13 protein-coding genes are annotated in these 14560 nt (G+C 31.7%); 6 read left to right on the forward strand and 7 right to left on the reverse strand.

The genetic code is table 11. The features are described 5' to 3' along the window. Positions 1–2: 2 nt before the first annotated feature. The 7 genes from LG649_RS14230 to LG649_RS14260 form a co-directional block, all read right to left on the reverse strand. Entirely contained in the window at positions 3–317 is a 315-nt protein-coding gene (locus LG649_RS14230; protein WP_226544492.1) for an FtsB family cell division protein, read from the reverse strand. Positions 318–324: 7 nt separating this feature from the next. Then, complete coding sequence (gene udk, locus LG649_RS14235) at positions 325–930, reverse strand: uridine kinase (RefSeq protein WP_044632449.1); 606 nt, start codon at positions 928–930, stop codon at positions 325–327. A 61-nt stretch (positions 931–991) separates the two neighbouring features. Next, complete coding sequence (locus LG649_RS14240) at positions 992–1399, reverse strand: c-type cytochrome (RefSeq protein ID WP_226544493.1); 408 nt, start codon at positions 1397–1399, stop codon at positions 992–994. 3 nt (positions 1400–1402) lie between these two features. Then, complete coding sequence (locus tag LG649_RS14245; RefSeq protein ID WP_226544494.1) at positions 1403–2524, reverse strand: PQQ-dependent sugar dehydrogenase; 1122 nt, start codon at positions 2522–2524, stop codon at positions 1403–1405. Positions 2525–2526: 2 nt separating this feature from the next. Beyond that, on the reverse strand, positions 2527–4821 hold the full coding sequence (locus LG649_RS14250; RefSeq protein ID WP_226544495.1) for a TonB-dependent receptor domain-containing protein: 2295 nt from the start codon (positions 4819–4821) through the stop codon (positions 2527–2529). A gap of 110 nt (positions 4822–4931) precedes the next feature. Further along, positions 4932–6011 (reverse strand): alpha/beta hydrolase, encoded by a 1080-nt coding sequence (locus LG649_RS14255; protein ID WP_226544496.1) that lies wholly within the window; start codon positions 6009–6011, stop codon positions 4932–4934. Positions 6012–6019: 8 nt separating this feature from the next. After that, a complete protein-coding gene (locus LG649_RS14260) occupies positions 6020–7012 on the reverse strand; it encodes a helix-turn-helix domain-containing protein (protein ID WP_226544497.1) in 993 nt (330 codons plus the stop codon). 192 nt (positions 7013–7204) lie between these two features. Between LG649_RS14260 and LG649_RS14265 the strand changes: the two genes are divergently transcribed. From LG649_RS14265 to LG649_RS14290, 6 genes are all read left to right on the forward strand, one after another. Then, on the forward strand, positions 7205–9550 hold the full coding sequence (locus LG649_RS14265; protein WP_226544498.1) for a TonB-dependent receptor: 2346 nt from the start codon (positions 7205–7207) through the stop codon (positions 9548–9550). 18 nt (positions 9551–9568) lie between these two features. Then, a complete protein-coding gene (locus LG649_RS14270) occupies positions 9569–10837 on the forward strand; it encodes a DUF4374 domain-containing protein (protein ID WP_226544499.1) in 1269 nt (422 codons plus the stop codon). Positions 10838–10917: 80 nt separating this feature from the next. After that, a complete protein-coding gene (locus tag LG649_RS14275) occupies positions 10918–11907 on the forward strand; it encodes an ABC transporter permease (RefSeq protein ID WP_226544500.1) in 990 nt (329 codons plus the stop codon). Beyond that, positions 11904–12854: an iron chelate uptake ABC transporter family permease subunit gene (locus tag LG649_RS14280; protein WP_226544501.1), complete on the forward strand. Its 951-nt coding sequence runs from the start codon at positions 11904–11906 to the stop codon at positions 12852–12854. Before LG649_RS14275 ends, LG649_RS14280 begins: the two co-directional genes overlap by 4 nt. Then, positions 12851–13609, forward strand: coding sequence for an iron ABC transporter ATP-binding protein (locus tag LG649_RS14285; RefSeq protein ID WP_226544502.1), 759 nt, complete (start codon positions 12851–12853; stop codon positions 13607–13609). Before LG649_RS14280 ends, LG649_RS14285 begins: the two co-directional genes overlap by 4 nt. Before the next feature lie 6 nt (positions 13610–13615). Further along, positions 13616–14557 (forward strand): siderophore ABC transporter substrate-binding protein, encoded by a 942-nt coding sequence (locus LG649_RS14290; RefSeq protein ID WP_226544503.1) that lies wholly within the window; start codon positions 13616–13618, stop codon positions 14555–14557. The last annotated feature ends 3 nt before the right edge of the window (positions 14558–14560 follow it).

Here is a 14560-nt window from a genome sequence, read left to right on the forward strand (position 1 = left end):
TGTTATTCGGTTTTAAGGCTGTCTTCGTATTCTATAATAAATATTTCTTCGTTTTCGCGTTTCATGTAATATTCTTCGCGAGCAAATTTTTCTAAGCCTTCGTCTGTACTTAATTCTTTTAAGGCTTTTTTATCTTTTTCAATTTCTTTTCTGTAATACTCTTTTTCTTTTTCTAAATTTTCGATATCTGTATTTAATTCATGATGAATAAGCCACGAGTTGGCATCGAAAAAAAACATCCAAACCGCAAAAATAACCAGTATAAGTATAAACCAATTTTTAAATGGTTTTAGGTATTTATTTTTGAAGGTTTTCATTGTACTATTACAGTTTGTCGTTAATTATAGTTTTTACAATATCTATAGCAACAGTATTGTAGTGGTTGTTAGGTATTATGATATCTGCATACTCTTTCATAGGCTCAATAAATTGCGAGTGCATTGGTTTTAATGTGGTTTTATATCGGTTTAAAACCTCGTCTAAATCACGTCCGCGCTCTGTAATATCTCGTCTTAAACGACGAATTAAGCGTTCGTCGCTATCGGCATGTACAAATATTTTAATATCGAACATTTTACGCAATTCGGGGTTGCTTAACACCAAAATGCCTTCAACAATCATTACTTTTCTTGGTAATGTGTGAATAGTATCACCAGTTCTATTATGTTTAACGAACGAATACACAGGTTGGTCTATGGCATTCCCTTTTTTTAATTCGGTTAGGTGTTCTTCAATTAAATCAAAATCAATTGATCTTGGATGATCGAAGTTTATTTTAACGCGCTCGTCGAACGATAGGTGAGACGTATCTTTATAATAAGAATCTTGTGATAATATACCAACTTCGCCTTCTGGAAGTTCTTTTAAAATTTGATTTACAACCGTTGTTTTACCACAACCTGTACCGCCTGCAATACCAATAACTAACATAAAAAGTAATTTTTTTAGGTTACAAAGTTAACTATTTGCTAAGCTAAAGCTAAAAAGAATTTTACTTTTTAATATTAGAAACCTCTGTTTCTGTAATTATTTTTTTATTCTCGTTACCCCAACTATTGGTAATATAGTTCATAACATCGGCTACTTCTTTATCGCTTAAGCCCATAGGAGCCATCATGCCTTTGTAGGTGTTTCCGTTTACTTCAATGGTGCCTCTAAGTCCATATTTAATAGCTTTAATGCTGGCTTCTCTGTTTTGCATTAAATAATCAGATTTTGCTAAAGGCGGAAATGCACGTTTCACACCTTCACCATTAGCCATGTGGCAAGTCATGCAGAAATCTTGATAAATAGATTCACCACGTTTTACACTTTCTTCGAGTTTTTTATCTTGTGCTTGTAAATTGTTAATAGACAAAACTGAAATTAGAATTACTATAAAAATTGAAGTTGATTTCATATTTTATTTTTTAGGAACTATTTTAACTATACCATAATTTTCGATGCCTACGTAAATGTATCCGTCAGGAGCTTGAACTACATTTCTAACTCTGCCTAAACCTTCAAATAGTTTTTCACGCTTAACAACTTTATCATTTTTCAATATTAAGCGCTCTAAATACATAAATTTTAAAGAGCCAACCAAAATGTTATCTTTCCAGTCTGGATATATTTCTGAGGTTACAAAAGCCATTCCGCTTGGTGCTATAGAAGGCACCCAGTAAAAGAGTGGTTGTTCCATGCCTTTTTTTGCTGTAATATCTGTAAAAGATGTGCCACTATAATTTACACCATACGAAATTACAGGCCAACCAAAGTTAGCTCCTTTTTTTATAATATTAATCTCATCGCCACCTTTTGGACCGTGTTCATGTACCCAAATTGCTCCGGTATAAGGATGTTTTATCATGCCTTGCGGATTACGATGCCCGTAGCTGTAAATTGCCGTTTTTGCATTTTTTGTGCTTACAAAAGGGTTATCTTTAGGGATAGAACCATCATCATTTAATCTGTAAATTTTGCCACCATCTCTTGTTATATCTTGAGGGTTTACATCACGCTGTCCGCGTTCGCCCACAGAAAAATATAAATAACCGTCATTATCAAAAGCTATGCGAGACCCAAAGTGTTGGCCACGAGTTGTGTTTGGTGTGGCTTTGTATAAAAGTTCTTTTTCTACTAATGTGTTATTTTTAATTTTTGCACGCATAAGCGCTGTGTTACCGCCGCTGCCTTCACCTTCGGGTGATGCATAAGTAAAATAAATCCAGCCATTATTTTTATAATTTGGGTGAGCTTCTATATCTAAAAATCCGCCTTGACCACGAACATATATTTCGGGTAAACCAGAGATTGAAGTTGTTTTTCCGTTTTTGTAATGAATTAACTCACCAGATTTTTCGGTTATTAAAATACTTCCGTCTGGTAAAAATGCCATTCCCCAAGGGTTAAATAAATCTGGAACAATTAATTCTGTAGTATAATTAATATTAGTGGGCGTTTCGGCAATAATTTCGGTTTCTTTTTGTTGAGCACAGGCCAAACAAGTTATGAACGTAATGAGTATTAAGCTGAGTTTTTTCATAATTAAAATTGATATTTTAAGTTGGCACCGCAAAAATAATTTACGGGATTGCCTGGGTAATAATATCTTGGTGCGCTTGCGCCAAAACCAGTGGCATTTATTAAAATTTGTGATGCATATTTTGTGTTAAAAATATTATTTATGCCAACAAAAATATCGGTTTTAAGTTTTTTGCCTAATGCCTTTTTAAAACCAAATTTACTATGTGTTAGGTTGTAATTTTTTGAATAAAGCGTGTTTGCATCTGTTACTGGTATTTTGCCAACATGTTGAAAATTAATGTTTCCGTATATTCCAAGCATACTATTAAAATCTACAATAAAGTTAAACATATTCTTTGGAACACCGGTTACTTCATTGCCAGAATAATCGTTTTCATCATCTATAAAATCTTTAAACTTATAGTGGTTTAAAGTAAAATTTGAGGTTGTTGCAATTTGAATTTGTGAATTTGAAATAAGTTGATAATTCAAATTAAGTTCTAGGCCATTATGTTGCGTTTTTCCGGCATTTATACCAATGTATTCATCTTCGGAAGTTCGGCGGGCAACCAGTAAATTTTTAACTTGTAAACTGTAAATGGATGAGTTTAATTGAAGCTTATTATTATAAAAGGAATGTCGAGTTCCAATTTCGTAGTCCCAAGCGGTTTCAGGTTTTAGGTCGTTATTTATTTGTCCGTTTGGTAATAAGGTTTCAGATAGTGTTATTGGTGAAAAACCGTGACTTACACTTGCATAAACAGATGTGTTTTTATGAAATTGATGCGTAATGCCCAATTTTGGAGAAAAAATGGTTTTATAATTATATGAGCCCGATTGGTCCGGGTTTTCGTTTGAAGCTGGAAAATTATCTTCTAAATTATACCAAGTCTGATTCAAATTAATGCCAAAGTTTAACACTGTATCATCGTTTATATTTTGGTTGGCTTCAAAAAAAAGATTGAAATAGCTACGATTTTCTTTAAAATTTGAAAGTTCTTCACCTTTTACACTGCCTGTGTTAGGCGGAAAAGATTCATATAAATTTTCAAAAGTTTTGTAAGCGTAATTATCTGTAAATAACTCGATTCCAGTGGTCCATTTTAAGGTGTTTTTAAACAATTTTGTGTTACCAATGGTTCGTGTTCTTATACCAAAAGCCAAATTATCATCGGTTAAAATATTAAAAGGTCTGGGTTCGTAATTGTTTTTAAATGAAGTAAATACACTTGTAATTTGTTTTGTGTTTTTTGAAAACAGATGCTCCCAAGACAACCCGAAGACACCTCGGTTAAAATCTTCATGACCTTGTGAAGCTTCCCATGTAAATGCAGCACTCGTTGGGGTGTTTAAATAGCTATCTTCATCAATCGAGCTTGGTATAAAGGCTTTTAAATCAACATAACTCATTAAAAAATGTAATTCGTTATTTGGGTTTATGTAGTGGTTTGCATTTAAGGTAAGTGTTTGTCTGTTATAGTTGTTATTATCGCGGTAGCCATCATGATCTGTATAACTGTAAATAGCATTTATACCGGTTTTAGTGGTGTTGGTGTTTAATTGAACCAAGTTTTTAAATAAACCAAAAGAACCGAAAGTAAATGTATTTGAAAGTGTACTAGACTTGAAATTTGACGATTTTGGGTTTAATTGAATTAATCCTCCCAGACCAGCACCATAAATACTAGAAACGGCACCTTTGGTAATTTGTAAACTACTAATGCTGCCAAGTTCAAAATCTTCAATATTAGTTTCGCCGCTACCGTTAGTTAGTGGTATATCTTTAAAATAGGCTCTAATTTTTGATGTGCCATATTGATTTCTAGCACCTATACCTCGAATAGATATTTTGTTTGTATTTAACGAGCCAGTTTGCATAAAAACACCTGGCGTTCTGTTTAAAACTGAAACAAAATTAATGTTGTTTGAGCGTTCAATATCTTGAGATGTAATAATGCTGATTGCCGCCGAGGTTAGCTTTAAACTTTGCGGAATTAAATTACTGTTTACAATAACTTCGTTTAATTCTGAAGGGTTTATATTGAGTTTTACAACCTTTTTTTTAAATGTAGATACCTCAATAGTTACCGGTAAATACCCCGACTTTTTAAAAGTATATAAACCTAAAGAGGTTAATTGAAAGGTTCCATTTACATCTGAAAATATTGAGTTTCCTTCTTGAGTTTTAATTATTTCAGCGAAAGCTATAGCTGAGTTTGTTTCGGCATCAATAATTTTTCCATTTATGGTATTTTGAGTGTAACCAAATAAACCTGAAAACAGTAATAAGTAGAGTAGTCTTTTTGTTAATTCCAATGCCAATTTTATTTATTAGCATAAAGGTAGTAATTAAATTAGGGTTTAGTAAAAGTGAAATAAAACAAAAAACCTTGAAATTAAAACTTCAAGGCTTTTATTAAATTAATTTATTCGTTTACCGCATTTTTATAAGCTTCTTTGGCGTGTTTACTTTGCGGATAATATGTGGTGTTTTTTTGTAACAGGGTTTTATATTGCTCTATAAGTCCTTGTTTTTTGCAAACCATAGCGAGTTGATGTATTGTTTTTTCATCAGGAATAACTTTATATCCTAACTGTTTAGATATTTTAATAAGATGCTCGTCTATTAAATTAGGTTCCTTCATTGCGCCTTTTACAGGCAATTGATAATCTTTAAAAATATAACGTATACCGTCGTATTCGGCAGGAATTACAACCGAGCCGTGATCTTCACCTTCGTAGATTTTATAATTGAAACTAAAATTTGCAGGTTCTGGTATTGCATTCAATTTATCAAATAACTTTAAAATGGCTTTGTGATGCGCTTCACCAGAACCAGAATCTGTGGCTTTGGCAATATAAATGCGTTTGTTTTGATGGTTTTTAGTTACCCAGGAATCGCCCATATTGGTTAAAATATTTTCGTTATTCCACCACATGCTTGGGTCTATAGCTAAATAGGCATTGAAATATTCTGGGGTATTAACAAAACAATTTATAGTAGCTAAACCGCCAAAAGAGTGCCCACTTAAAATAGAATAATTAGTAGTTCTGTAGTTACTGTTTACAAAAGGTTTAAGTTCTTTTTCAATAAAATCCATAAAAGCTTTGTTACCGCCACTGGTAGAAAAGTTGGCTCTTTTCCAGTTTTCTGGTGTCTCCATTTTTGTTGGCGTAAGCTCGTTGGTTCTATCTTTTTGCAAAATGGCAACCATTATAATTTCTGGTATGCTAGCATAAACATTACGGGTAAGCCAATCTTGTATTGCCGAAAAGTTTTTAAAATGTGTGTCGCCATCAAAAAAATAACAAACAGGGTAGTTTTTTGGTGCGTAAATAGTGTAGTTGTAACTACTTGGTACGTTAATCCAAACTTCTCTAGTCTCGTTTAAAATTTCAGATTTTAATTCAATTTTTTCACCTAAAACAATACTGTTTTGCGCAGTTATTTTATTTGATGTAATAAGAGTTAATAACAGGTAAATGGTTAGAAATTTATAATTCATGTTATAATTTAAAAGTTAGCTACTTTTTTTAATTGGCTAGGTAAGTAATTGTATTTTCGTTTAAAAGCGGCGGTAAAATGTTGTGGGTTTTTGTATCCAATTTCATACGAAGCTTCCGAAATTGTAAAACCACGTTCGCTAATAAGTTTTTTAGCTTTTTCCATGCGTAAATCTGTAATATAACTAAACACGGGTTTTCTGTAAACACGTTTAAAATTCTGTTTTAGTTTACATTGATTTATTCCTGTTATAATTGAAAGCTCTGGAATTGTAGGCGGATTTTTTAAGTTTTCTTCAATAATTTTACCAGCCTCAATAATTTTTAAGTAGTCTTCTTCTTCAATATTAGTTTCAAAACTACTCTTGTTTTTAAGGTAATTAAAAAGGATGGTTAGTATTTCGGTAACTTTAGACTCTAAGTATATTTTTTTAATACTGTCTTCAAACTTACAATTAATAATATCTTGAATTATACTGTGTAAAATAGGAGTAATAGGTTTGCTTTGTTGCCACATTAAAAACGGAATATCTTTTTTTAATGCTTCGCCGTAAGAAGAACTAGCTTCAGAAAAAGCTTCACCAAAAACACGTTTTAAATAGTCTTTTGTAAAGTTAATTTCTACACTTTTTCTAACAGGGCTGTTATAAGTAAGTGTACCTTTTACTTTAGGTAAGAAAAACAAATTATAATGTCCGTCTGGAATATCAACAGCTAAACTTTTATTGTTTTTGGGTGTGTATTTACTATTGCCTTCAATTTCGAAATGCATTTTCATAAAAGGAAAATCATGTTCTACTTCAACAACAAAAGGCGGGTTAATTTTTTCGTTAATAACCCGTATTTGTATGCCGTTAAGTAAAATTTCTTGAATGTTAAGCTTTAAATCGGGGTTTTCGTAATTTATTTGCTCTTCAATAAGTTCACTAGTTTTCTTATTTAAAGCAAAATGCTTAACTATTTCTTTTTCTGTGTAATAATCGCTTCGGAAAACTGATTTCATAATAATTCTTTTTACGTCTTTTTTAATCCAATTCGCGTTATATTTTTTTTAAACACTTCAAATAAATTTGCATTTATTTAAACTAAATCTAAATAACAAAATTAAATTTTTATTTAACGTAAGTCAAAAAAGCGTGTTAATGTTTAGCTAAAATTTTAATGACTTGCTAAAACCGGATGAAAAAAAGAATATATGACAAAGTATTTATACATCTTACTTTTATGTTCTTGGGGACAAATTAGTTTTGCGCAAAATGCAGAATTAAATGGTGTTGTTTTAGATAATGAAGGCGAACCATTAATAAATGCAACCGTATTTTTTAAAAATACCAGTAATGCTACATATACAGATTTTGATGGGAAATATAAATTAAAATCAGTTTCTGGAACTTATACCTTAGTATGTTCTGCAGTGGGGTATCTTAAGCAAAACATAACTGTTGTTTTAAATGAAAATGAAGCCAAAACCATAAATTTTAACCTAGAAGTAGATCCAGATTACGCACTCGATGATGTTGTAATAATAGGTAAAAGCGAAGTTAGAAAAATTGAAGAATCTGGTTTTAATGCCGTAGCTATTGATGCTAAACCGTTTCATAATGCCACAGTTGGTATGTCGGAACTTTTAGAGCGCGCCTCTGGAGTTAAAATACAAGAAGTGGGTGGTTTAGGCTCTGAAACTAATGTAACCATTAACGGTTTAAGCGGCCGACATGTTCGATTTTTTATAGATGGTATGCCAATGGACGCCATGAGTTCTGCATTCCAAATTAATAATATACCTATAAATTTAGCCGAACGCGTAGAAGTTTATAAAGGTGTGGTTCCTGTTAATTTTGGGTCTGATGCTTTAGGTGGCGCCATTAATATTGTAACTAAAAAAGCCGAAGGCTCTTACGTAGATGCATCGTATTCTTACGGTAGTTTTAACACGCATAGAAGTTTTGTAAACGCCGGATATACTTCAAAAAGTGGTTTTACTGCTCAAATTAGTGCGTTTCAAAATTATTCGGATAACGATTATTATGTAGATGCGACTATAAAAGATTTTGAAACTAATTTATTATCGCAAGAAACTCAAAGCGTAAGACGTTTTCACGATGTGTATCACAATGAAACGGTTATAGCCAAAATAGGGTTAGTAAATAAGCCGTTTGCAGACCAATTATTATTTGGTTTTTCTTTAGGGCATGAGTACGACGAAATTCAACATCCTGCATATTTAAATTTAGCATTTGGTGAAAAGTACCAAACTTCTACACTTATTATGCCCTCTTTTTTATATAAGAAAGACGATTTATTTATTAAAAACCTAGATTTTAGCTTTGCTGCAAATTATAATTTTGGAGGCGGACATAATTACGATTTATCCGATAGAGAATACAATTGGTTAGGCGAGTGGGAAACTTCTAAATCGCTGGGAGAAAGTAATTATTCCGATTTTATTTATGAAGACAATAACGGAACCATAAACTTTAATTTAGATTATCAAATAAATGAAACGCATAAGTTAACCGTTAATAATATTTATAACTTCTTTTCGCGTGAAGCCGATGAAAGAAAAGCTGAAGATGATTATATAAACGATGAACCTCGAGTTAATAACCGAACTGTTTTAGGTGTTGGTTTAACTAGCGATTTTTCATCAAAATTTAGTACATCGGTATTTGGTAAAGTATATTCTTATCATGCCTCTGCTTTATTAAACTTATCGCAGCAAAATGGAATCGATAATTTTGAAATTGTTACCAATGGAGATACTAAATTTGGTTATGGTTTTACAACAACTTACTTTTTAAATGATAATTTACAACTTAAAGCTAATTTTGAAAACACCTGTCGTTTACCTGTAAGCGACGAGTTATTTGGAGCCGTTTTTGGTTTTTATGTAGCCAATTTCGATTTAAAACCAGAAACCAGTCGTAATTACAATTTAGGTTTCAATTACAATGCCAATATTTCTAATAGCAGTGTTTTGGGGTTCGATGTAAATGCATTTTATCGCTATACTTCCGATTATATTCGGTTAAATATTACCTATTCTCAAGGCGAAGGGACCTACGAAAATACCGAACTCGTGAAAACACCAGGAATAGACATGGAAATGCGCTATTCTTATAAAAGTCGTTTTACATCTGGCGTAAGTTTTTCGTATTTAGAACCTAAAAATTACACCGAAGGTTCAACCTATTACAAATCTACATTACCAAACCAGCCAACTATGTTTGGGCAATTTAATGCATCGTATTTTGTAAATAATTTTTGGCTAGACCAAAGCAAATTAAGTTTTAATTATACGTTGCAATATGTAGATTCTTTCTTATACGATTACGATGCATATCAAGCATCAAACAGAGCAGAAGTACCCGAACAAGTAAGTCACGATTTCTTTTTAACCTATAGCTGGAAACGTGGTAAATACAACCTCTCTCTAGATTGTAAAAATATACTAGACGAAAAACTTTACGACAATTATAGCTTACAAAAACCTGGACGCAGTTTTTCTGTAAAGCTTCGATATTTTCTTGATAAACTTTAAATTACTAATATATAAATTATGAAAACACCTATTAAATATTTAAAATTTGCTGTTATAATAGCAGCGTTAAATGTTGTTGCTTGTTCTAGCGACGATAATTCTGGAGGTAGTGATGACGATGATGATACAACAGTAACATCAACTTACGTTATTGCAGCATCATCTAGTGAAAACGATTATATTGTTTCTGGAGATGATATTTCTGCAAGTGCTGTTTTTGATGCAACATCGGTAGATGCTGTACAATCACCAGGAGATAGAATTTGGTCATTTTACCAAGATCAAGTTTTATACGGTTTCTTGTATAACCAACAAGATGCAGGTACTACAGCTTCATATATTTTAAATGAAGATGGTACAATTACCAAAAGAAACGAACTTGCCCTAGATGTATCAACCCATATAAAAGAAGAAGTTGGAGATTATTTAATTTTAGGATATTCAGATAGATTATCTGATACTTCTACAGATCAATTAGGATATTTCCATAAAGTAGATCCAACAACAGATGTTTCAACAGAGTTTACTATTGTAACAGACGATTTACTTGAAGAAGGCGAAGCGGCTTACTTTACAGATTTAGCATACTATGAAGGTTATATTATTGCTGGAGCAAGAAGTATAAATTCAAGTGGATTTACTTCAGATTATTATAACAATACTTACGTAGTTGTTTTTAATGATGATTTTACCTTAAATCAAGTAATTAAGGATGAAGGAAGAACAGGTTTTGTTGCAGGACAAAAATACTCGCAAGGCGACACTGGTTTAGAGGTTGTAGATAACGGTGATTTATACGTGTTCTCTTCAGGGCAAACAAGTTATGCAGATCAAGATTTAGTTACTGTACCTTCAGGAATATTAAAAATTAACCAAGGTGATTTTGCTTTTGATGACGATTATTTCTTCAACATAACAGAAGCTTCTGGTGGTTATAACTTATTCAGAACGTATTACATGGGAGGAAGTACTTTTATCCTAGCTATGTACCCTGGTACAAACGCCGATGCAACTTTTGGAATTGATGCCGATCGTTTTGCGGTAGTTGATGTTGAAGCAGAAACTTTTACATGGGTAACTAATTTCCCTGAAGATGCTTTACCAAACTGGGAATTTAGAACACCTTACGCAGATGTAGATAACGGTAGATTACTAATTACAGCAGTGCCAACCGAAGGCGAAAACTATTTATACGAAATAGATGCAGCAACAGCAACGGCAACACAATTGTCTAGTATTGAAGCTGAAAGTGTAAAAATTATAGGAAAACTATCGGTTACAGAATAAAAAAATAAATCATAACCTTTTTCATAAATAGCTCCAACTTTTAAGGTTGGGGCTATTGGTTATTTTAAATATTACTTTTTTTGAACGTCATAAAAAACTATAATACGTTAAAATTATTTGGGTTAGCAGCTTTAGTACTTGTCTTGGCTATTGTGTCTTTATTTATAGGTGTAAAAAACATTTCACCATTACAAGTGTTAAACTGGAACAAGCAAGAAGTAATGTTGCTTACCATAAGTCGTTTTCCAAGAACTATTGCATTAGTAATTACCGGTGTTGGAATGAGCATTTGTGGTTTAATAATGCAACAAATCACTCAAAATAAATTTGTATCGCCAACAACATCAGGAAGTTTAGATGCAGCTAAACTAGGTATTTTAACAACCTTAATTGTAATACCTCAAGAACAAGCATTAGTTAAGTTAATAGTGTCGTTTTTAGTAACGTTTTCGGCAAGTTTATTATTTATAAAAATCATAAATAATTTAAAACATAAAAGTATAGTTTTTGTACCTATTGTAGGATTACTTTTTGGAGGCATTATAAACTCAATAACGTCGTTTTTTGCCTATAAATTTAATATTGTACAAGATGTTGGGGCTACTCGCGACATGTCTGGTTCGTGGTTAATGGGCGACTTTTCTGGAATTTTACAGGGCAATTACGAGGCTGTTTATTTATGCTTGCCAGCTGTAGTAATAACTTATGTTTATGCCAGTAAATTTACGGTTATAGGTATGGGTAAAGAAGTATCTTTAAATCTAGGTTTAAACTATAGCTCTGTTTTAAATATTGGTTTATTATGTGTGTCGTTAACTATAAGTGCAATTGTTGTTACTGTTGGAATAATTCCGTTTTTAGGTTTGGTAATCCCTAATATTATAAGTCATTTTAAAGGTGATAATTTAAAAGCTACTTTGCCATATACCGCATTATTTGGAGCTGCTTTTTTATTGGTTTGCGATATCATAGGACGATTAATAATTTTTCCTTTTGAAGTGCCCATTGGTTTAATGATAGGACTTGTTGGCGGTTTTAGTTTTTTAATCTTATTAATAAAAAAACAATGACAGCCATAACCAAAAAAATGAGTATTCTGTTGCTTTTAACCTTGGGGTTAATTGCTTTGTTTTTGTTTATAGGTTTGCCAAATAATTGGGATTATGCTTTAGAAAAACGAAGTGTGAAAATTGTGGCTATTATTGTGGTGTCGTGCGCTGTGGCAACGGCATCAGTAATATTTCAAACATTAACAAGTAACCGTATTTTAACACCATCTATTATGGGGTTTGAAGCGGTTTATTTTCTGTTTCAAACGGTAATAATCTTTATTTATGGCGATAAAACATTTCGTGTAATAAATCAGGAAAATAACTTCTTTTTATCAATTTTATGCATGCTACTTTTCGCTTTTGTAATTTTTAAGCTGCTATTTAAAAAAGAGAAAAATAACTTATACCTGCTCTTATTAATTGGTTTGGTATTGGGCACGCTGTTTCAAACGGTGAGTTCTTTTTTACAACTAATTATAGATCCTAATGAGTTTTTAATGCTTCAAGGCAGTTTATACGCGTCGTTTAATAGTATTAATTACGATTTATTGTGGTACGCTAGTGGTACCTTATTACTATGTTTTGGTGTTGTGTTTTGTTTCACAAATCACTTAAACGTGATGTTATTGGGTCGAGATCAATCTATTAATTTAGGTGTAAATTATTTTAAAAAAACACAGTTGTTTTTATTTTTAATAGCGATTTTAGTTTCGGTGTCAACAGCTTTAGTTGGCCCAATTACTTTTTTAGGCGTTTTAGTAACAAATTTAACTTACGAGCTTTTTAAAACATATAAACATCAAATTTTAATTCCGGCATGTTGTATGGTTAGTGTTGTTTCAATATTACTCGCGCAATATGTTGTAGAAGAAGTGTTTCAATATAATTCTACCATAAGCATCATTATAAACTTTGTAGGTGGTATTTACTTTATGTACTTACTTTTTAAAGCAAAAAAGCTATGATTTCACTAAAAAACATAACAAAAACATATAAAAATACACCAGTTGTAAAAAACGTAACGTTAGAGTTGCCTAAAGGAAAAATAATATCATTAGTTGGTAGTAATGGCGCTGGAAAAAGTACGCTTTTAGGTGTTATAGCTCGAGTTTTAAATCCAGATGATGGTCAAATTATTATAAACGAAAGAAATATTGAAGACTATAAAACACGGCTTTTAGCGCAGCATATTTCAATTTTAAAACAATCCAATCATTTAAATTTAAAACTTGCGGTAAAGGAATTAGTTGCTTTTGGGAGGTTTCCATATTCACAAGGAAAATTAAATACCACAGACCAAGAGAAAATTAATGAAGCTCTAACTTTTTTGGAGTTAGATGATTTAAAAGATAGATATGTAGATGAGTTGAGTGGCGGACAAAAACAACGTGTATTTCTAGCTATGGTTGTAGCTCAAGATACCGATTATATTTTGCTCGATGAGCCTTTAAATAACCTTGATATGAAGCATTCTGTACAAATAATGAAAACCTTGCAGGCACTTTGTAAACAAAAGGGTAAAACTATAATTATGGTGGTTCACGATATAAATTTTGCTTCACAATATTCACATTATATCGCAGCATTAAAATCTGGTGAAATTAAATATTTTGGTAAAACTCAAGATATAATTGAACCCAAAAAACTAAAAGATGTATTCGATATAGATTTCGAAATTTTAGAACATAACAATAAAAAAATTTGTAACTATTTTAATTAAATAACAATGTATAAATCAATAAAAAATAAAGCAATAATTCTTTTAAGCGCGATGGTTTTGGTTGCTTGTAAAAACAAAGTAAAACAGGACGAAGCTAATAAACCTGCTAAAGAAACCGTAACTATAACTCATAAATTAGGAACTGTAAATGTGGTTAAAAACCCTAAACGTGTGGTTGCTTTAAATTATTCGTCTTTAGAAAATTTAGATGAATTGGGTATTAATGTTATTGGTATTCCTAAAAGTCATGTGCCAAAGTATTTACAATCTTATAAAGATGACGAAAGTGTTGCTAATCTAGGAACCATTTTCGAAATAGATTTTGAGAAACTAAATAGTTTAGAACCCGACGTTATTTTTATGTCTGCCAGAATGGAGAAGCATTACGCAGAACTTTCTAGAATTGCTCCAACTATATTTTTAACATCAGACCCAAGTGATTTGTTAGGGTCTTTCGAAACTAATATTTCAATTTTTGGTAAGTTGTTCAATAAACAAGAAGAAACAAATAATTTAGTAACTAGGGTAAATCAAAAGGTAGAAACTTTAAATGCTAAAGCGCAAGCATCTGGAAAAACAGCTTTAATCATTTTATTTAATAATGGTAAATTTAGTGCCTTTGGAAAAGCATCACGCTTTGGCGTTATTCATAATTTATTTGGTTTTAAGGAAGCTTTAGAAAATTTATCTACAAACAGACACGGACAAGCGGTGTCAAATGAATTGATACAAGAAGCCAATCCCGACTACTTGTTTATTGTAGATAGAAGTGCTGTAGTTAATAAAAAAGCAACTAATAAAGCTGAAATTGAAAATGCTTTAATACAACAAACAAAAGCTTACAAAAACGGAAATATTGTTTATCTAGATCCTGAAGCTTGGTATTTATCTGGCGATGGTATTGCATCTTTCGAGATTATGATTAACGATGTAAATATTAATTTTTAAAAA

Origin of the sequence: Neotamlana laminarinivorans, from assembly GCF_020523925.1 — a bacterium.
GTDB lineage: Bacteria > Bacteroidota > Bacteroidia > Flavobacteriales > Flavobacteriaceae > Neotamlana > Neotamlana laminarinivorans.

Bases quoted from the DNA above. Each gene is read 5' to 3' on its own strand.
- LG649_RS14230 (WP_226544492.1), bottom strand. From the start codon at position 317: ATGAAAACCTTCAAAAATAAATACCTAAAACCATTTAAAAATTGGTTT.
- udk (WP_044632449.1), bottom strand. From the start codon at position 930: ATGTTAGTTATTGGTATTGCAGGCGGTACAGGTTGTGGTAAAACAACG.
- LG649_RS14240 (WP_226544493.1), bottom strand. From the start codon at position 1,399: ATGAAATCAACTTCAATTTTTATAGTAATTCTAATTTCAGTTTTGTCT.
- LG649_RS14245 (WP_226544494.1), bottom strand. From the start codon at position 2,524: ATGAAAAAACTCAGCTTAATACTCATTACGTTCATAACTTGTTTGGCC.
- LG649_RS14255 (WP_226544496.1), bottom strand. From the start codon at position 6,011: ATGAATTATAAATTTCTAACCATTTACCTGTTATTAACTCTTATTACA.
- LG649_RS14260 (WP_226544497.1), bottom strand. From the start codon at position 7,012: ATGAAATCAGTTTTCCGAAGCGATTATTACACAGAAAAAGAAATAGTT.
- LG649_RS14265 (WP_226544498.1), top strand. From the start codon at position 7,205: ATGACAAAGTATTTATACATCTTACTTTTATGTTCTTGGGGACAAATT.
- LG649_RS14270 (WP_226544499.1), top strand. From the start codon at position 9,569: ATGAAAACACCTATTAAATATTTAAAATTTGCTGTTATAATAGCAGCG.
- LG649_RS14280 (WP_226544501.1), top strand. From the start codon at position 11,904: ATGACAGCCATAACCAAAAAAATGAGTATTCTGTTGCTTTTAACCTTG.
- LG649_RS14285 (WP_226544502.1), top strand. From the start codon at position 12,851: ATGATTTCACTAAAAAACATAACAAAAACATATAAAAATACACCAGTT.
- LG649_RS14290 (WP_226544503.1), top strand. From the start codon at position 13,616: ATGTATAAATCAATAAAAAATAAAGCAATAATTCTTTTAAGCGCGATG.